Genomic DNA, 19,355 nt, shown 5'->3' on the forward strand with positions numbered 1-19,355 from the left:
GATATGCAGGCAGGGTACGGCCAGCCTCCGCAGGGAGGAGGAATGAACCAGCCGGGATACGGCCAGCCGCCATATGGGGGAGATATGCAGGCAGGATACGGCCAGCCGCCTTATGCGGGGGATATGAGGGAATTCAGCCAGGGACAGTATGAAGTATATAGTCCAGGCTCCGTGGAACAAGGAGAATACATGCAGCCGTCCATATTCCAGCCGCAGGAATTTAGGCCTCAGAATCCGCCATTCGAGGCACCGCCGCCCTATCTTCAGTGGGGAATGCCTCCAGGTGAAATGACCCCTTATGCCATGTCCCAGCCCTTCCAGCCTGTACCATACGGATTTTCCGGTCCTTTCCCGGCTAACCCGCCGTATTATGCAGCCTCGGGCTATGCTGATGAAAGCGAGGACTATGAACCATAAACAGAAAGAAGACAGTGCTTTCCGCACTCGTCTTCTCAGGTATCTGGCCGGACATGGGATAAGAACAAAGCGGATAGAAAGAATCAGGAAAAATGTTTTCCTGATTGAAACCTTGAGAGGCAGATATTTCTTTAAAGGGTTTTCCAGTAAAAGGAAATACGAGCTTCAAAAAGCTTTGACTTTCCTTCTGAAGGGAAATGGGTTTACTAAAACATATAGTTTTTTATATAACATACCTCCTTTAGAAGACAAAGGTTTATATTATGGCTTCATCGAGTATCTGCCGCCGCATAATGAAAGATTCTCCTTTATCCATAAAGAAAACAGGGATGAAGGCCTGTTACTGCTGGATGGACTTCATCGGATTTCACAGAAATTTGCAGAAAACAAAAGCCTGCGTACCATGTCAAGGTTTGACCAGATAGCCAAATGGACAGCACGACTGTCTGAGTTTGAGCTGAATACCAAAGTAATAGAAGAGTTTCTGCCTCATGCGATCATAAAAAAAGCGGTTAAAGATGGGCGCTGGGCCCTAAAAGGATTAAAGGAACAGCAATCCCTTTTGTATAATGGGCCCGTTGTGATCCTTCATGGAGACGTGGCCCATCATAATTTTTTAAGGACCGAAAGCGGGGAGCTATATTTAATCGATTGGGATCTTGCGGCTAAAGGGCCGGCGATCTTTGATTATCTTCAATATGCCAATCGTATCCTTCCGTTCATCTCTTTTTCTTCAAAAGAACTCTGGTCACATAAAATCCTGAAAAAATATCACGATGACCTTTCGTTTTTGTATGCCCTGGCATATCCTTCCGATATTTACCGGGAGTGGAACCGGCTGATCAGAGAAAACCTGCTTGGAAGCCAGGTGCATCTGCATAATGTCTGGAGACTGACGGTTGAAGGTTTTGAGCAGCGTGCACATTTTACAAAGGAACTAGAACAAAGAATCAGGAAATTGCAGACTAGAAAGAATTGAGACATCAATAAAATGACCCTCTTATAAAAATACTAAGACAGGGGATTCAAGTAAGTGAGCCTCAAAAGTATTTCTTATATGGGGGTTTTATCATTGAAGGGCCGGAAAATCGTATGTATCTTCCTGTTTTCCCTTCTGCTTGCAGCCTGCAGCGGTCAGGGGAAAACCGAATATGGCCTAAACGGCAATCATCCCGTGTACAACAGCAATAAGGATTTGATAGCTAATAATAAGGCAGGACTGATTCCGAGGCTGTTTAACATCACAACGGGAAAAAGGGATACAAATCAAAAAAATGACTTCACTTCTAAGAAAGACGGTGAAGATGCAGTCTATCAAGGGAATGGACACAGCAATTATGACCGGAATTATCATAATCAGATAGGGAAGCCCGAGGGGTATCAGGTGCGTTCAAGCTACTATAACGCCTATCAGGGGCAGCTTGCAGAAGGGCTGGGGCGCCAGGCTGCCAAAAACCACAATGTCAGTTCGGCACGGGCGGCGGTGTATAAGGAAAAAGTTTTAGTCGCCGTTATTTTATTTGAGAATAAAAATAGGAAAATGACAAGCAGGGAGCTGGAGAGGCAGCTGAAGGCATTTGCCCCCGGAAAAGAAGTGAGGGTTGTCACAGACAAAGGCACGTATCAAAGAATTGTCAGACTTGATAATGATTTGAGACAAGGCGGGCCGGCTGGACCTGCAGAGGAAGATTTGAAGGATCTCTTTGAAAATACCGGCACTGACCATGCTTATTAAGCTGGAAGAAGAGGCATGCTAACGCGCCTCTTTTTCTGCTTACTGAAAATGGTGTTTAGACTGCCTTAATCATGGCGGTTAATTCAATCTGCTGCCCTGCGGGTTAGGAGTACTGTATAAAGAATTTTGCCAATACCTTTGCTTCCACTGTCATTTCTCCTGGCTCAATGGGAGTCTGGATCATGGGGGAACCTGCAGATGCGAAGCTTTTTACTCTTGGGACCGATATTCCATTTGTTATTTCGGAAATTTCTGCTGCCATCGGGTTCAGCGATAAGCCGGATGCCCCTGCAATGGCAGCCGCTTTTTCTTTAGCCTGCCGAGCGGCAAGAATAAGGGCCTGGTTATAATAATATGAAAAATTGGAGAGCTGGAATGTGATCCCGGATATATAATTGGCTCCGCTTCTTGCGGCAGTATCGATGATTCCCCCTGCTGCTGAAATGTTTTCCAGGAGAATGGAAAAAATATGCGAAGCGCGATAGCCTTTTAGGACCTGCTTTCCTTCTGCATAATCATACACTATGTCAAGCCGGTATTCAGATGTCTGGATATTTTTTCTTGGAATTCCTGCTGATGTCACAGCCGCAAGGATACTTGCGGCTTCTTCTGCATTCTGCCTCTGAACTTCGCTTGCATTTTTCCCTTCTGTCACCGTTCCGGCCAGGAGTGTCCCTCTATCAGGAACGGCTTTTATGCTCCCGGTTCCTTCAGTTTGAACGAAGGGGGAAGCTCCCTGCAGTCTTAAACCTTCAGAAAATGCTGCTCTGTGGACGATTCTGGATCCCTCCCTATCCAAACTGTCTTTTCCCATTATCCTGAACTATAGGCAGACGAATATAGGAGAAATATATGATGACTGTGACAGAAAGATTCTAGGAGCGCACGGCAAAGCCTGAATTCTTGAACGTTAATGGATAGATTGTGGAAAATTGGAAAGGATAACAGTAAATAGATCTTGAGTAAGGTGATTAGAATGAAATATAAAGCCGTTCTTTTAAGTATTCTTATTCTTCTTCCAGGAGCGTCACAGGTAACTGCCCAGCAGGGAACGGCAGCCGGAAAGACACCGGCCGGCAGCCAGGATAGCGAGCCGGGAGGCCCTATCACAAGACAGGTGATCCTCCAGAGAATTTATATTGACGGCGAAATCAGTGAAGAAACCGTAAGGGAAACCATCTGGTCCATGGAGGATTTCTGGGCTCAGTATACCGGCTGGGAGCTGGTGAAACAGAATGAAAAACGGATCATATTCCAGAAGGAAGTAAACGACATTTCACCATTGCTAAAGACAAATGGGTATTTCGGCGTCTGCAAAGACGGAACCTTATCGATTTTTAATGGAAAACCAGGTGCAGCGGATATCATCCAATCCTTTTTTCAGCTTGACATGAAAAAGCTGGAGGGAAACAAACAGAAACAGCTGAATCTCGGTATAAAAATCTCGACCAAACAACAATATGAGGATGTCCTTGAAACATTTCAAGGATATAAAGTAAATAAGGCAGCTCCGTAATGCTGCCTTTTGGACTGCAGAAAAGCACCGTGGATGTGCTTTTCCTGCAGTCTTTTAACTTTGTGCTGCTTGTAATAGAGTTTAGTCTATACCGCGAACAAATGTTCACAATATTTTTGTCAACTTCCCCTCTATTGTATGGTAAAATGGTGTACAGCAAAGAAGAGGAGCGAAACTAGTTGTACGATTTTATTAAAGGTATTGTAGATTATATAGGACCGGAGTACATAGTTATTGATAATAACGGGATCGGGTTTCAAATCATGATGCCCAATCCTTTTATTTTTTCAAAAAAGGAAAATCAAACGGTTAAAATATATGTATATCATTATGTCCGGGAAGACACGGCAGCCCTGTACGGCTTCGAGGCGAGAGAAGAAAAAGCCTTGTTCACCAAGCTGCTGAACGTAACCGGCATAGGGCCGAAAGGGGCGCTTGCCATTCTTGCCTCCGGGCAGGTTGAGCAAGTTGTTCAGGCAATTGAAAATGAAGACGAAAAATATCTGGTGAAATTCCCTGGGGTAGGGAAAAAGACCGCACGCCAAATGATCCTGGATTTAAAAGGGAAGCTTGAGAATGTTGTACCGGAATATTTCCCGAACCTATTCAATGACGGTGTCCCGGAATACAACCCAAGCGGCTATACGCCTGAGCTGGAAGAAGCGCTGCTGGCCTTAAAGGCCCTTGGCTATTCCGAAAAGGAGACCGTGAAGGCGGCAAAGGAACTGAGCAAAGAGGCGCATACCACGGAAGAATACATCAAGCTTGCTTTAAAGTCCTTATTAAAATAGGAGGTGCAAAAGCATATGGAAGATCGAATTGTGGACCAGGAAGCAGATGCCAATGAATTTTCCTATGAACTAAGCTTACGGCCTCAAAAATTAACGCAATATATTGGTCAGGAAAAAGTAAAATCCAATTTGGAGATCTTTATCGAAGCGGCGAAAATCCGGGAAGAAACCCTGGATCACGTATTATTATACGGCCCGCCGGGTCTTGGAAAGACGACCCTTGCTGCCATCATTGCAAATGAAATGGGAGTCAACATCCGTACCACTGCAGGTCCTGCCATTGAAAGGCCGGGGGACCTGGCGGCGATCCTCAGCGCCCTGCAGCCGGGAGACGTCCTGTTCATAGATGAAATCCACAGGCTTCCGAGAGCCGTGGAGGAAGTGCTCTATCCGGCAATGGAGGATTTCTGCCTGGATATTGTGATTGGTAAAGGACCGTCGGCACGCTCTGTCAGGATCGATTTGCCGCCCTTCACTCTTGTGGGTGCCACAACAAGGGCCGGTTCCCTTTCCGCGCCTCTTCGTGACCGCTTCGGTGTACTAAGCAGGCTGGAATATTACACAGTAGAACAGCTGAAGCAGATCATCATCCGTACAGCGGATATTTTAAATACAGAAATCGATCATGAAGCGGCCGATGAGATTGCCCGCAGGTCGAGGGGAACCCCGAGGATCGCCAACCGCCTGCTCCGCAGGGTAAGAGATTTTGCCCAGGTGAAGGGAGACGGCCTCATCAACACCAGGCTTGCAGCCCATGCATTGGAATTGATGCAGGTTGACCGTTTAGGATTAGATCATATTGACCATAAATTACTTAAGGGGATCATCGAACGCTTCAAAGGAGGACCTGTTGGCCTCGAAACCATCGCAGCCACCGTAGGAGAAGAATCCCATACAATCGAAGACGTATACGAACCCTACCTGCTGCAAATAGGCTTCCTCCAGCGGACCCCCCGCGGAAGAATCGCAACAGACCTCGTATATAAACATTTTAATATCGAAGTGCCACATAAAGCGTAGAACGGTGCTTTTCAGTGACAAACATAATTAAAGCTGTATGATGCAGAAATAAAATATAAAAATCAGTTTCATTGAAAAGCAGCTGCCTGACAGGCATAAGACGAGCAGGCTATGGGAAGTGCCTTTTCTTCCCATGGACTGATTGGCTTATGACCGAAGGCGGCAGTTCGGAGCTGGAACAGAAAAAGCGTAAAGCGGTGCCTGCCAGATCTCTCTTTTTTGAGGCAGCATGAAATTGGATCCAATTAAGATAAATAACTTTGTTAGCAGGCAGAGACCCGAAAAGCATAAGACGAGCCGGCTGTGGGAAGCGATTTTCTTCCCATAGCCGGATTGGCTTATGACTCGAGGGTCTCAGCTTGGAGCTGGATTACAGAAAAAGCGTAGAACGGTGCTTTTCAGTGACAAACATAATTAAAGCTGTATGATGCAGAAATAAAATATAAAAATCAGTCTCATTGAAAAGCAGCTGCCTGACAGGCATAAGACGAGCAGGCTAGGGCTCCTTTTTGCTAAAATACTTAAGTATGCAAAAAATCAGCAAAGAAAAACAGTGATAGAACGGAAGTGTTACAGATGAAAGTGGAATTGTTTGATTTTCATTTGCCAGAGGAACTGATTGCCCAGACCCCTCTTGAACAGAGGGCCGAAAGCAGGCTTATGGTTCTTGATAAGAAGACAGGCGAAATTCAGCACGAGGTCTTCAAGAACATTAAAACCTATTTGACTGAAGGCGATGTACTCGTTTTAAACGATACTAAAGTCCTTCCTGCCAGGCTGTTTGGTGTAAAAGACGATACAGGGGCGAAGATTGAAGTCTTGCTTCTGAAGCAGCTTGAAGGAGATAAGTGGGAGGCCCTTGTAAAGCCTGCCAAGCGGATTAAAGAAGGAACCGAGATCAGTTTTGGGGATGGACAGCTGAAAGCTGTCTGCCATGATGTAGGCACACATGGCGGAAGGATCCTGGAATTCCAATATGAAGGCATCTTTTATGAAGTGCTGGAAGAACTGGGACAGATGCCGCTGCCTCCATATATCAAAGAACAGCTTGAGGACCAGGACCGCTACCAGACTGTATATGCAAGGGAACGTGGATCGGCCGCTGCGCCGACAGCAGGCCTTCACTTTACAGAGGAGCTTCTGGCAGAAATCAAGGAAATGGGAGTCCAGATTGCTTTTATTACCCTGCATGTAGGTCTCGGCACATTCAGGCCGGTGAATGTAGAGGATGTGGATAAGCATGAAATGCATTCCGAATTCTATATGATGACAGAAGGCACAGCCCGGCTTTTAAACGAAGCCAAGCAGGAAGGAAGACGGATCATTACGGTCGGGACTACTTCCACCAGGACTCTGGAATCCATCGCAGCAAAATTTGATGGCGAGTTCAGGGAAGATTCAGGCTGGACGGATATTTTCATCTTCCCGGGATATGAATGGAAGGCGATTGATGGAATGATCACCAATTTCCATCTGCCAAAATCTACGCTTATTATGCTTGTGAGCGCCCTGGCAAGCAGGGAACATATCCTGCACGCCTATAATACGGCAGTGGAAGAGAAATACCGCTTCTTCAGCTTTGGAGATGCAATGTTTATACGTTAACAGCAAGCCGGCTTATGGCCCGGCGGGGAGATATGGAAGGAGATACACTAGTTGAATCCGATTAGATACGAACATATAAAAACATGTAAGCAGACAGGAGCGCGCCTCGGGATTGTGCACACCCCCCACGGCTCCTTTGAAACACCTGTATTCATGCCGGTTGGGACTCTTGCAACCGTTAAAACCATGTCACCTGAGGAATTAAAGGGAATTGGTGCGGGAATTATTCTGAGCAATACCTACCACCTTTGGCTGCGTCCGGGAAATGAGCTTATTAAAGAAGCGGGAGGCCTGCATAAGTTCATGAACTGGGACAGAGCGATCCTGACTGATTCAGGGGGCTTCCAGGTATTCAGCCTCAGCCAATTCCGCAAGATTGAAGAGGAAGGAGTTCATTTTAGGAACCATCTTAATGGCGATAAGCTATTCCTTTCTCCGGAAAAGGCCATGCAGATCCAGAATGACCTGGGATCAGACATTATGATGGCCTTTGATGAATGTCCGCCTTATCCTGCTTCCTTTGAATACATGAAAAAGTCTGTTGAGCGTACGTCCAGATGGGCAGAACGCTGCCTGAATGCGCATGGCCGCCCTCAGGATCAAGGCTTATTCGGCATTATCCAGGGGGGAGAATATGAAGAGCTTAGAAAACAGAGTGCGCGTGATCTGACTTCCCTTGATTTTCCGGGTTATGCAGTGGGCGGGCTGTCAGTGGGTGAGCCTAAGGATGTCATGAACAGGGTGCTTGAATTCACCACGCCGCTTCTGCCTGCGGATAAACCGCGTTATCTTATGGGCGTAGGCTCTCCGGATTCCTTGATTGATGGTGCGATCAGGGGCATCGATATGTTTGACTGTGTTCTCCCTACAAGGATTGCAAGGAATGGCACATTGATGACCAGCAACGGACGGGTTGTTATAAAAAATGCAAAATATGCACGGGATTTTGGTCCGCTGGATGAAAACTGCGACTGCCATGTATGCAAAAATTATACCAGAGCCTATGTGCGCCATTTAATCCGCTGTGATGAAACTCTTGGAATTCGATTAACGACTTACCATAACCTTCACTTTCTGGTAAACTTAATGGAGCAAGTTAGACAGGCTATCAGGGAAGACCGTCTGGGTGACTTCAGGGAAGAGTTTTTTGAGAAGTATGGATTTAATAAACCCGATGCAAAAAACTTTTAACTAACTCGATATAAAGCTTTTCGCAGTTACATGACTGCTATATAAGGCTTGAACGATATGAAAGGAGGGAAATCATGAGTTTAGGAGCAATATTGCCTTTGCTGCTTATGTTTGTAATCTTTTACTTCCTGCTGATTCGTCCTCAGCAGAAGCGTCAAAGAAATGTACAGACTATGCAGGGCGGCCTTGCAAAAGGAGATAAGATTGTAACGATTGGGGGTCTTCACGGAATAGTGGATTCTCTTGATGACAAAATCCTGGTGATTCGCTGCGGCGACGGCAGCAGACTGACATTTGACAGATCTGCTGTACGTGAAGTAGTGGACAAAGCACCGGAAAAAAGTGTATCACTAGAAAAATAAGATAAAAGGCAGCTTTCCAAAAGCTGGTCTGCGATTCATGCAGTCCTGGCTATTGGGAAGCTGCCTTTTTATTTAGCCAAAGAATTGGGTCGGGATGAGTTGCTTTCATCCAGTGCAGGAAAGCCGGGAATAATCCAATTCCATGTTACACGCTTATTTATCCGCTCCGCCGCTCATGTTGACGCCGAGTATGGCTCCCATCATGGCGGTTAAGGTAAAGCAGACATGATAGATGAGCTGCTTCAGAGAAAATAAGGCATCGTGCCCCAGGTATTGAAACAGAAAAACCAGGAGCGTATATAAAAGCCCGGTACCTCCCCCGAGGAGCCAGCCCTGTCTCCTTCCTCTCCCCCCGCTGATGAAGCCGCCGATGAACAGGCTGATGAAGGAAGCGGCCATGATGGGATAGGTGAGGGATGACTCTGTGAGAGATGTAAAACGAAGCAGCAAGGAAAAGACAAGACTTGAAATCACTGCCAAAATAAAGATTGAGATGACCCCGTATAATACCGCACTCCCCATTTTTCTCGATTCCACCTGATTCCTCTCCTTTTACAATCTAATTCTTTTATAAAGGTGCACTTGTGCATGCATGGTTTTTGATGACTGGATGCCTGGCCAGAATATATGGCACGAAAGTTCTGTTTCGTCAGTACAAGCATATTCAGGTTTTTTACAAAGTAGAATAAAAGATTGCTCTTCACCTGAAAAACAGAAGGGAAATCCGCTTCGTTTCTTCTTTGGTGATTAAATTGAATGTAAATACGAAAATGATAAAAATGGCTGTCATAATCAGGATACTGACAATTAATTGCAGGGCTGAAGGAAGCTGAACAAGCAGGCTGTGATAAGCATAATATCCTGCGGCACCTGTAGGAGCCATTGCGATGAAAGTGAACAAATACGGCCTGACATGGATGCTCATATTGATTTTTTTCATGATGGTCGCATAATGAAGCATGGTGACCAGGACGGTCCCAACAGCAATTCCTGCAGCAGCTCCCATTATGCCGATGTTTTCCCGGGATGCGAAGATGAAAATGATTGCCGTTTTCATGATAGCGCCTATCAGGCTGTTATACATGGCTGCCTTTGCCAGATTCATAGCTTGAAGAGCTGCCTGCAAGGGAGCCTGGTAGTAGGAAAAGATAAAAAAAGGTGCCAGGAATTTAATGAAAACTGCAGCATTGGAAGTGCCATACAGAGCTTCCATTAATGGATCCGCCAGGACATAGAGGACTACAGCTGACAGGGCACCCGTTATAAAGGATAAACGCAAAGCCTGCTGCAGCCTGTGTTCGACCAGCCTCATGTTTCCTGTATAATGGGCTTCGCTGATGGCCGGAATCAACGCAGTGGATAGGGAAAAGGTGACGAAGGAAGGGAGCATTAAAAGCGGAAGAGCAAAGCCCGTAAGCTCCCCATATTGTTTAGTGGCCAGGGTGGAGGCTACACCAGCCATAGCCAGACTCTGTGAAACGACAATAGGTTCTGCAAACCAGGAGATAGAGCCGATCAGCCGTCCGCCTGTCGTAGGGAGGGCCACTTCCATCAGCTCATTAAAGGTGCTTCTTCCTGTTTTGACGGATTTGAAGAAATTTTTACGAAATCGAAAGTGTTTTTTCATTTTGAACATGGTCAGCAGATAAAAAAGGGAAATGAGCTCTCCTGCTACATTTGCAGCCATAGCCGCGGCGGCAGCATATTCCACTCCGTAAGGCAGGAATTTAGCGGTTAAAAAAGCGACAAGCGTAATCCTCACTACCTGCTCGATCACTTGAGAATAGGCCGCAGGCTTCATGTTCTGCCTGCCCTGGAAATATCCTCTTAAAACAGAGGAGACGGCAACGATCGGAATGACCGGAGTCATGGCTAAAAGCGGATAGATGATCCTTTTATCAGTGAATACATAGGAAGATAAAAGAGGGGAGCAAAGGATCAAGAGCGGAGTGAAAAGAAATGCCAGCCCAAGGGTAGTACTTAAAGAAACAACCAGGATTCTTTTTACCTTCTTCTCATCGTTTTTTGATAAGGCTTCTGCTACACATTTAGATATTGCAACCGGCAGGCCGAGCTGGATGATGGAAATGACCAGGATGAGGGTGGGAAAGGCCATCATGAAAAGCCCTACCCCTTCTCCGCCGATGGAGCGGGCGACAACAATTCTATTTACAAATCCCAGAATTCTTGTAACTAAGCCGGCGGCTAAAAGAATCATGGTTCCTCTTAAAAACTTTGACAACATGAATCCCTGCCTTCTCAAAAGTAATTCTTTCATATACAATTATCTATATGCAGGCAGGTGGACAAAGCATGACAGGTCTTTCGTAAAATGGAACCTTCCTGTATAACAGGGGATATAAGCCGCACATTCCCCAATTATGAATAGGGGAGCTTTTAATGAGCAATCAGCATCCGTACGACCATTTTAAAGAAAACGTCATGCCCGCACTCGAATCTAAGGCAGATGAATACTCTCTGCTTGGATACGGTGAAGTCAGCGTGGATGAAATATGGCTGTTTCTCACCAAAAAAAAGTGGAAAGCTCCAAAGGAAGAGAAAAGGCTCTTTGAAGTTGTAGAAGATATTCTTTCTCTCACAGCTGTAGATTTCATGAATTTTGCTGTAATCGAAGCATACAAACAGCCATCGCTGCTGACAGAAGAAGGAAAAGAGGAATTAAAAGATCTATTATCCTGAAAACTTAAACAAAACCAAATTGACAGTGCTGTTAAATTGACTCATAATAGTGATGTTAAATGGCTTTTCCTGCCATCTTGAAGCTGATATGCCAGAATCCATGCTTGGCGTGAGCCAGGCTTTCTTTATATTGCGATAGTTTAGAGGATAGGAGTGATGCAGGAAAGCGAGATCCTTGTGGTAAACTGTAACAAATATCGACAGAAATGAGGGGGCAAATACAGAATGGTAAAAAGAGCTAGAATTGTTGCCTTTTTTATCTTGCTGCTAGCTTTAATAGCAACGGTAGGAAGTACGTCTACCGGTATAATGAACAAGATCAACCTTGGGCTCGATCTCCAGGGCGGATTTGAGGTTCTGTACCAGGTGAAACCGGAAAAAGGGAAGAAAGTCACACAGGAAACACTGAAAAGCACAGCGAGCGCACTGGAAAGGCGTGTTAACGTCCTTGGTGTGAGTGAGCCTAACATCCAAATCGAAGGAAAGGACCGGATCCGTGTCCAGCTTGCAGGGGTCAAAGACCAGGCGAAGGCAAGGGATATCCTATCCACCCAGGCAAAGCTTTCCTTCCGCGACTTTAATGACAAGGTGATGCTGAGCGGAAAAGATTTACAGGAAAATGGCGCCAAGCAGACGTTCTATGATAACTCTCCTGCAGTAGAGGTAACACTGAAGGATGCAAATAAATTCAAGAACATCACCCAGACCATTTCCCAGATGCCTCAGGGAACGAATGTACTCGCCATCTGGCTTGATTTTGTAGACGGGAAAGATTCATTCAAAAAGACAGATTCACGTGACAATATGATTTCTGCCCCTGCGGTAGACAAGATCATCGATTCTAAAACGGTCTACATAACCGGAAACTTTAAGGTAGAAGAAGCGACCGAGCTTGCCAACCTGTTAAATGCAGGAGCACTGCCGGTTGAACTGAAAGAGAAATATTCAACTTCGGTTGGTGCGAAATTCGGGGAGCAGGCCCTTCATCAGACCATTGAAGCAGGAATCATCGGCATTGCGTTGATCTTCCTGTTCATGCTGGTGTATTACCGTTTCACAGGCTTTATTGCCGTGATCACACTTGCTGCCTATCTTTATCTGACACTGTTGATCTTCCAGATGATGCACGGCGTTCTCACGCTCCCAGGACTTGCGGCACTCGTCCTCGGTGTGGGGATAGCCGTGGATACCAATATCATTACCTATGAACGGATCAAGGATGAAATTAAGCTTGGCCGCACCATAAAGTCGGCATTTGCTGCGGGTAATAAGCACTCGTTCATTACGATCCTGGACGCAAACTTAACAACCCTTCTTGCTGCAGCAGTTCTGTTCCAATTTGGTACAAGCTCTGTAAGAGGATTTGCGACCATGCTGATCATCGCGGTTCTGGTCAGCTTTATCACGAATGTATTTTTATCAAGGCTGCTTCTCAGCCTGTGGGTGCAGAGCGGCTTCCTTAATAAGAAGTTTGGCTGGTTCGGCGTTAGAAAAGCGGACATCCATGATCTCAAGGATTCCAAGGATCCATTCAGCATGCCAACCCGATTCGATAAAATCGATTTCGTGAAGCATCGGAAAAAGTTCTATATCTTCTCTACAGTCGTCACAGTAATAGGAATCATCTTCCTGCTTGTGTTCAAGCTGAATTTGGCCATTGACTTCACAAGCGGTACACGCCTGGAGATTAAGGCTGATCATTCGCTTACTGCAAATCAGGTGAACCAGGAACTGAAAGGCTTGAATCTTGAATCTGATGACATCGTGCTTTCCGGTTCCGACAACTCAACAGCTGTTGCAAGACTGAAAGGTGTACTGAATAAAGAAGAAATCTCCAAAGTGAAAAACCACTTTGAGGACAAGTACGGTTCTGAGCCTTCTGTCAGCACGGTATCGCCGACAGTCGGCAGAGAGCTTGCAAAAAATGCCTTTTATGCACTGCTCATTGCTTCAGCCGGCATCATCATTTATGTAACGCTGAGATATGAATGGCGGATGGCCTTCCCGGCCGTACTGGCCCTGCTGCATGATGCCTTCTTCATCATTACGATTTTCAGCTTGATCAGAATGGAAGTCGACATTACCTTTATTGCGGCAGTCCTTACCATCGTGGGTTACTCGATCAACGATACGATTGTAACGTTTGACCGTATCAGGGAAAACATGAAGAAGAAGAGGAAGATCAAGGACATCAAGGAACTCGAAGACATCGTAAACTTAAGTCTGCGGCAGACCTTCGGCCGTTCCGTCAATACTGTATTAATGGTCATCATTCCTGTCATTGCCCTTCTGATCTTTGGAAGCGGATCTCTGACCGGCTTCTCGCTTGCCCTTCTTCTGGGATTAATCTGCGGTGTGTATTCATCACTGTTTATCGCATCCCAGATCTGGCTGGATCTAAAGGAAAAAGAGCTTAAGAAAAAGGGTACACTTCAGACGTATGTCGAAAAGAAGAAATCAGGCTCAGAGCCTCAAGTTTAATAGTAAAAAGCTTTAAGTGAACATAAGACTGCAGATAAACTCAGGTGAAAACTGGGTTTGCCTGCAGTCTTTGTCTTTTGTATAATAAGGAAGGTTAAGGGGTGAAGTTATGCTTAAGTCAAAGACCCGCTGGGTTGTGAGTGAAACAGACAGCGAAAAAGTGAATGAATTGGTGAGTAGTTTACACATAACGCCTCTTGTTGCAAGGCTGTTGGTTAACCGGGGATTGGAAACCGCGGATTCGGCGCGTTCTTTTTTGGCTGCTGCTGAAGAGCCGTTTCATGATCCTTTTCTTTTTGATGATATGCAAAAGGCCGTGGACAGGATCCGGCAGGCCATTGAAAATAAAGAGAAGATTTTAATTTTTGGAGATTATGATGCGGATGGTGTGAGCAGTACGTCCATTTTGATGATAACCCTCAGGGAGCTTGGAGCCGAGGTCCATTATTATATACCCAACCGGTTTACGGAAGGCTATGGACCCAATATTCCTGCCTTCCAGAAGGCAGTGGAGGAAGGATATACCCTGATCATTACAGTAGATACAGGTATCTCTGCACTGGCTGAGGCCCAATTTCTTGCTGATGCTGGAATTGATTATATAATTACAGACCATCATGAGCCGGGCAAAGAGCTTCCTAAGTCTTTAGCGATCATCCATCCTAAGCTTCCTGGCGGGGGATATCCGTTCAAAGAATTGGCCGGGGCTGGAGTTGCCTTTAAGGTGGCACATGCCCTTAAGGGTGCGGTCCCGCATGATCTCCTGGATATTGCCTCGATCGGCACCATCGCGGACTTAGTGCCTCTATTTGGCGAAAACCGTCTTCTGGCATACGCCGGTATCCAAAAGCTGAAAGAAACCCGCAGGCTGGGTCTGCTGGCGCTTTTCAAGAAAGCGAATGTCAAGCAGGAGGAAATTACAGAAGAAACGGTCGGCTTCGGTCTTGGACCAAGGATCAATGCAGCTGGCAGGCTTGGAAGCGCCGCTCCGGCAGTGGAGCTGCTGCTTTCTGATGATATGAATGAGGCGGAGATTATAGCGGCTGAAATCAATGCCTTGAACAAAGAACGCCAGGCCATTGTGAGCGAGACAGTGGAGGAAGCGGTCAGGGAAGTTCAGGAGAATTTCCCTCCTGAGGAAAATGGGATCCTTGTCGTGGGCAAGGAAGGCTGGAACCCCGGTATTGTCGGTATTGTCGCATCCAAGCTGGTCGATAAGTTTTACCGGCCGGCCATTGTTCTCAGCTTTGATCAGGAAAAGGGAATTGCAAAGGGATCGGCAAGAAGTATTGAAGGCTTTGACTTGTTTAAGAATTTGTCGGAGTGCCGTGATATCCTGCCTCACTTTGGGGGACATCCCATGGCGGCAGGAATGACACTGAAACTTGAGGATGTCGCTGAATTAAGGGCAAGGATGAATGAACGGGCCTTGTCCATCCTGGACAGTGAGGATTTTATTCCTGTATCTAAGCTGGATTGTCAGGTCGGAGTAGAGGAAGTCACTCTTTCTGCAATCGAAGAAATGGGATCCATGGCCCCGTTTGGCATGGGGAATCCAAAACCCCGTTTTCTGATTGAAAATGTACCTATGAGCTCTATTAAAAAGATTGGTGCAGGACAGGACCATCTAAAAATCTCCCTCGGCAGCGGCGGAGTGTTGCTTGATGGTGTCGGGTTCGGTCTTGGAGAGCATTTTGACCATATCTCTCCTTACTCCAAATTGTCCGTCATAGGGGAGCTTTCCGTCAATGTCTGGAATAATATCCGGAAGCCGCAGATATTCATGCATGATTTGGCGGTCAGCGGCTGGCAGCTATTCGACTTTAGAGGAATGAAGCCTGCATCCAGATGGCTGCAGAACATTCCTAAGGACAATCTTAAAATCATCTTGTTCCATAAGGAATCTCTCTCCTTGATTGAAGAGAAATTTCATGAGAATGCAGAAGTTGTGGAAGAAGGATTTGAACATGTCATTCTCGATGGCTGCAATGTGGTCCTGTTCGATATGCCTGTGCAGAGGGATGCCTTTTATTCCCTGCTGAAAGGAAAGCTTCCGGAGCGGATTTATATCCATTTCCATCAGGAGGAAAGCCATTTCTTCAGCACAAGACCTTCCAGAGACCATTTTAAATGGTATTATGCATTTCTGGCCAAAAGGGATTCCTTCGACTTGAAAACCCATGGGGGAGAGCTGGCTAAACATAAAGGCTGGTCGAAAGAAACCGTGAATTTTATGTCGCAGGTGTTTTTTGAATTAGAATTTGTTAAAATAAACAATGGATTGATTACACTCAATAAAAATGTAAATAAACGGGATTTAAGCGATTCGCCTACATATCGTGAAAAGCAGGAGCAGTTTGAACTGGAGCAGGAATTGCTTTATGCGGCATACCGTGAGTTATATGAAAAGTTTAATCAATTAGTAGGAGTATCAGTAATCCTTGAGGAGGATAAACAATGGATTTAAAGCAATATATTACGATCGTAGAGGACTGGCCGAAACCGGGCATCCGTTTTAAAGATATCACAACACTGATGGATAACGGTGAAGCATACAAATATGCAACAGACCAGATCGTTGAATATGCCCGTGAAAAACAAATTGACCTGGTGGTAGGTCCGGAAGCACGCGGATTTATTATCGGCTGTCCGGTAGCTTACTCATTAGGAGTAGGCTTTGCCCCTGTCAGAAAGGAAGGAAAGCTTCCGCGTGAGACCGTTAAAGTATCTTACGGCCTCGAGTACGGCAAGGATGTTCTTACCATCCACAAAGATGCAATTAAGCCAGGGCAGCGCGTTCTTATTACAGATGACCTTTTGGCTACAGGAGGAACGATTGAAGCAACCATCAAGCTTGTAGAAGAGCTTGGAGGCGTTGTGGCAGGTATCGCATTCCTGATCGAGCTTTCTTACCTTGAAGGAAGAAAACAGCTTGATAACTACGATGTTTTGACTCTCATGACATATTAATAGTCCTAGAAGGGGCTGATTCCGAAGCATGACTGCCTTTGACAGCAGTCTTGCAGGAATCCGCCCCTTCAGTTTTTATTGAAAATCAACTTCCTCATTCAAATAGAAAACTTCTTTACGCCTTGCTGTAATGAATGGACCTGCTATTCCAAAATATTATTAGAAATGAAAAGAGGGATGTATGCGTTTTCCTTTCAGTTCGACAGGGAATTTGTGAGATATATGGCAAAAAAGGCTGTTTTCCCTTTACATCTGCCCCATTTTTTTTAATAATAGTAACAATTAGAAAAAATTAAGGAGAAGTCCGCCACTCGAGGCTGATTTATGAAAAGCGCTCATCTGCACGGATTACTCTTATATATATTAAAAAGGTGATTGAATGGCAAATGAACAAATTTTAAGTGCGGATCAGGTTATTCTGAAGGCAAAAGACTATTTGTCTTCGGATGATATCGCCTTTTTGGAAAAAGCTTTTAAATTTGCGGAACACGCCCATAGGAATCAATTCCGAAAATCCGGCGAGCCTTATATCATACACCCGGTACAAGTAGCAGGGATCTTAGCAGATTTGCATATGGATGCCTCTACGATTGCTGCCGGTTTTTTGCATGATGTGGTGGAAGATACTGAGGTTACCCTTGGGGATTTAAAGGAAGCCTTTGGAATAGAGACAGCCATGCTTGTAGATGGTGTGACCAAGCTTGGGAAAATCAAGTATAAGTCACAGGAAGAGCAGCAGGCAGAAAATCATCGGAAAATGTTTGTTGCCATGGCCCAGGATATGCGCGTCATCCTCATTAAGCTGGCCGACAGGCTTCACAATATGAGGACCCTTAAGCATCTTCCGATTGAAAAGCAAAGGCGCATCTCCAATGAGACGCTGGAAATTTTCGCACCGCTTGCCCATCGTCTGGGAATTTCCAAGGTAAAGTGGGAGCTGGAGGATACGGCCTTAAGGTATCTGAATCCGCAGCAATATTATCGCATCGTAAATCTCATGAAGAAGAAGAGGGCGGAGCGGGAAGAGTATCTGGATGATGTCATTGAAGAAGTGCGCAAGCAGGTGTCGGATGTCCATATCAAGGCAGATATATCCGGCAGGCCCAAGCATATCTACAGCATCTACCGTAAAATGGCCCTTCAAAATAAACAATTCAGCGAAATCTATGATCTCCTTGCAGTACGGATCGTGGTCAACAATATTAAGGATTGTTATGCGGTCCTTGGAATCATTCATACATGCTGGAAGCCGATGCCCGGCCGTTTTAAAGATTATATCGCCATGCCCAAGCCGAATATGTACCAGTCACTTCATACGACGGTGATCGGGCCTAAAGGAGATCCTCTCGAGGTACAGATCCGTACGGTAGAGATGCACAGGATCGCAGAATTCGGTATTGCGGCGCATTGGGCGTACAAAGAGGATAAAAAACCAGATTCCCCTTCTGAGCTTGGCAATAAATTAAACTGGTTCAGGGAAATCCTTGAATTCCAGAATGATGCCACCAATGCAGAGGAATTCATGGAAGGTCTTAAAGTTGACCTGTTTTCGGATATGGTCTATGTATTTACACCAAAAGGGGATGTCATTGAACTGCCGTCCGGCTCTGTTCCAATTGACTTCTCTTACAGAATCCATTCAGAAATAGGGAACAAGACCATCGGTGCCAAGGTGAACGGCAAAATGGTCACTCTTGATTATAAGCTGAAAACCGGGGATATTGTCGAAATTCTGACGTCTAAGCATTCTTACGGTCCCAGTCAGGACTGGCTGAAGCTGGCCCAGACCTCGCAGGCAAAAAATAAAATACGTCAATTCTTTAAGAAGCAGAGACGGGATGAAAATATAGAAAAAGGAAAAGAACTGGTCGAGAAGGAAATCCGCGCGATGGAGTTTGACCTAAAGGAGATCCTGACAAACGAGAATATCAAGCGTGTCGCAGATAAGTTCAATTTTTCCAACGAAGAGGATATGTATGCAGCGGTTGGATACAATGGCATAACGGCTGCCCAGATTGCCAACCGTCTAACGGAAAAATGGAGAAAGAAAAAAGAACAGGAAACAGCTCTTGAAACGGTTCCGGAACTCAAGACCTTCCCGAATAGCAGGAAAAAGGAATCCGGCGTCCGCGTAAGAGATATTGATAATCTCTTAATCCGCCTTTCCAGATGCTGCAACCCGGTTCCCGGTGACGAAATTGTCGGGTACATCACAAAGGGCAGAGGGGTCTCTGTCCACCGTGCCGACTGTCCAAACCTTCTTTCAGAGGAAGCAGAGGACCGATTGATCCCAGTCGAGTGGGAGGGCGGCCTCAATGAACGGAAAGAGTACAATGTGGATATTGAGATTAATGGTTATGACAGGAGCGGTCTGCTGAACGAAGTGCTTCAGGCAGTGAATGAAACCAAGACTAATATATCTGCCGTTTCGGGCCGCTCTGACCGCAATAAGGTAGCCACCATCCATATGTCCATTTCAATCAATAATGTGAATCATCTGCAAAAGGTAGTGGACCGCATCAAGCAGATTCACGACATCTACGCAGTAAGACGGATTATGAACTAAG

At 45.7% G+C, this 19,355-nt stretch carries 16 protein-coding genes and 1 pseudogene; 14 read left to right on the forward strand and 3 right to left on the reverse strand.

The window, feature by feature from the left end; translation table 11 throughout:
* The 3 genes and pseudogenes from H539_RS31485 to H539_RS30150 form a co-directional block, all read left to right on the forward strand.
* A pseudogene (locus H539_RS31485) lies at window positions 1–417 on the forward strand (hypothetical protein); the annotation flags it as partial.
* Window positions 407–1,396: a phosphotransferase gene (locus H539_RS0112440; protein WP_035322517.1), complete on the forward strand. Its 990-nt coding sequence runs from the start codon at window positions 407–409 to the stop codon at window positions 1,394–1,396. The pseudogene H539_RS31485 and the gene H539_RS0112440, both read left to right, overlap by 11 nt.
* 93 nt (window positions 1,397–1,489) lie before the next feature.
* Complete coding sequence (locus H539_RS30150) at window positions 1,490–2,152, forward strand: YhcN/YlaJ family sporulation lipoprotein (RefSeq protein WP_051348559.1); 663 nt, start codon at window positions 1,490–1,492, stop codon at window positions 2,150–2,152.
* Between the two features lie 103 nt (window positions 2,153–2,255).
* Here H539_RS30150 and H539_RS0112450 read toward each other — a convergent pair whose 3' ends face one another.
* Window positions 2,256–2,951, reverse strand: a complete 696-nt coding sequence (locus tag H539_RS0112450; RefSeq protein WP_026693794.1) for an SIMPL domain-containing protein — start codon at window positions 2,949–2,951, stop codon at window positions 2,256–2,258.
* A gap of 177 nt (window positions 2,952–3,128) precedes the next feature.
* Here H539_RS0112450 and H539_RS28435 point away from each other — a divergent pair, with 177 nt between their 5' ends.
* From H539_RS28435 to yajC, 6 genes are all read left to right on the forward strand, one after another.
* The gene (locus H539_RS28435) at window positions 3,129–3,668 is read left to right on the forward strand and encodes an intercompartmental signaling factor BofC (protein ID WP_035322520.1); all 540 of its coding nucleotides are present in this window, start codon (window positions 3,129–3,131) and stop codon (window positions 3,666–3,668) included.
* A 179-nt stretch (window positions 3,669–3,847) separates the two neighbouring features.
* Window positions 3,848–4,459, forward strand: a complete 612-nt coding sequence (ruvA, locus tag H539_RS0112465) for a Holliday junction branch migration protein RuvA (RefSeq protein WP_026693796.1) — start codon at window positions 3,848–3,850, stop codon at window positions 4,457–4,459.
* A 15-nt stretch (window positions 4,460–4,474) separates the two neighbouring features.
* Window positions 4,475–5,479 (forward strand): Holliday junction branch migration DNA helicase RuvB, encoded by a 1,005-nt coding sequence (ruvB, locus tag H539_RS0112470; RefSeq protein WP_026693797.1) that lies wholly within the window; start codon window positions 4,475–4,477, stop codon window positions 5,477–5,479.
* 576 nt (window positions 5,480–6,055) lie between these two features.
* The gene (gene queA, locus H539_RS0112485) at window positions 6,056–7,084 is read left to right on the forward strand and encodes a tRNA preQ1(34) S-adenosylmethionine ribosyltransferase-isomerase QueA (RefSeq protein WP_026693798.1); all 1,029 of its coding nucleotides are present in this window, start codon (window positions 6,056–6,058) and stop codon (window positions 7,082–7,084) included.
* A gap of 51 nt (window positions 7,085–7,135) precedes the next feature.
* On the forward strand, window positions 7,136–8,275 hold the full coding sequence (gene tgt / locus H539_RS0112490) for a tRNA guanosine(34) transglycosylase Tgt (RefSeq protein ID WP_026693799.1): 1,140 nt from the start codon (window positions 7,136–7,138) through the stop codon (window positions 8,273–8,275).
* Between the two features lie 74 nt (window positions 8,276–8,349).
* On the forward strand, window positions 8,350–8,637 hold the full coding sequence (gene yajC / locus H539_RS0112495) for a preprotein translocase subunit YajC (RefSeq protein WP_035322522.1): 288 nt from the start codon (window positions 8,350–8,352) through the stop codon (window positions 8,635–8,637).
* A 153-nt stretch (window positions 8,638–8,790) separates the two neighbouring features.
* On the opposite strand, the gene H539_RS0112500 is transcribed toward yajC, so the two are convergent.
* Window positions 8,791–9,174: a TIGR04086 family membrane protein gene (locus tag H539_RS0112500; protein ID WP_026693801.1), complete on the reverse strand. Its 384-nt coding sequence runs from the start codon at window positions 9,172–9,174 to the stop codon at window positions 8,791–8,793.
* Between the two features lie 163 nt (window positions 9,175–9,337).
* Complete coding sequence (spoVB, locus tag H539_RS0112505) at window positions 9,338–10,879, reverse strand: stage V sporulation protein B (RefSeq protein WP_026693802.1); 1,542 nt, start codon at window positions 10,877–10,879, stop codon at window positions 9,338–9,340.
* A gap of 158 nt (window positions 10,880–11,037) precedes the next feature.
* Here spoVB and H539_RS0112510 point away from each other — a divergent pair, with 158 nt between their 5' ends.
* From H539_RS0112510 to H539_RS0112530, 5 genes are all read left to right on the forward strand, one after another.
* Entirely contained in the window at window positions 11,038–11,337 is a 300-nt protein-coding gene (locus H539_RS0112510; RefSeq protein WP_026693803.1) for a post-transcriptional regulator, read from the forward strand.
* Between the two features lie 225 nt (window positions 11,338–11,562).
* Window positions 11,563–13,818 carry a protein translocase subunit SecDF gene (gene secDF, locus H539_RS0112515; protein ID WP_026693804.1) on the forward strand — a complete coding sequence of 752 codons (2,256 nt, stop codon included), beginning with the start codon at window positions 11,563–11,565 and terminating at the stop codon, window positions 13,816–13,818.
* Window positions 13,819–13,927: 109 nt separating this feature from the next.
* Window positions 13,928–16,285, forward strand: a complete 2,358-nt coding sequence (recJ, locus tag H539_RS0112520) for a single-stranded-DNA-specific exonuclease RecJ (protein WP_026693805.1) — start codon at window positions 13,928–13,930, stop codon at window positions 16,283–16,285.
* Window positions 16,276–16,788 (forward strand): adenine phosphoribosyltransferase, encoded by a 513-nt coding sequence (locus H539_RS0112525; protein ID WP_026693806.1) that lies wholly within the window; start codon window positions 16,276–16,278, stop codon window positions 16,786–16,788. The genes recJ and H539_RS0112525 overlap by 10 nt, the downstream gene beginning before the upstream one ends.
* 379 nt (window positions 16,789–17,167) lie before the next feature.
* A complete protein-coding gene (locus tag H539_RS0112530) occupies window positions 17,168–19,354 on the forward strand; it encodes a RelA/SpoT family protein (protein ID WP_026693807.1) in 2,187 nt (728 codons plus the stop codon).
* Window position 19,355 lies beyond the last annotated feature (1 nt).

The organism is Peribacillus kribbensis DSM 17871 (genome assembly GCF_000430765.1).
GTDB lineage: Bacteria > Bacillota > Bacilli > Bacillales > DSM-1321 > Paraperibacillus > Paraperibacillus kribbensis.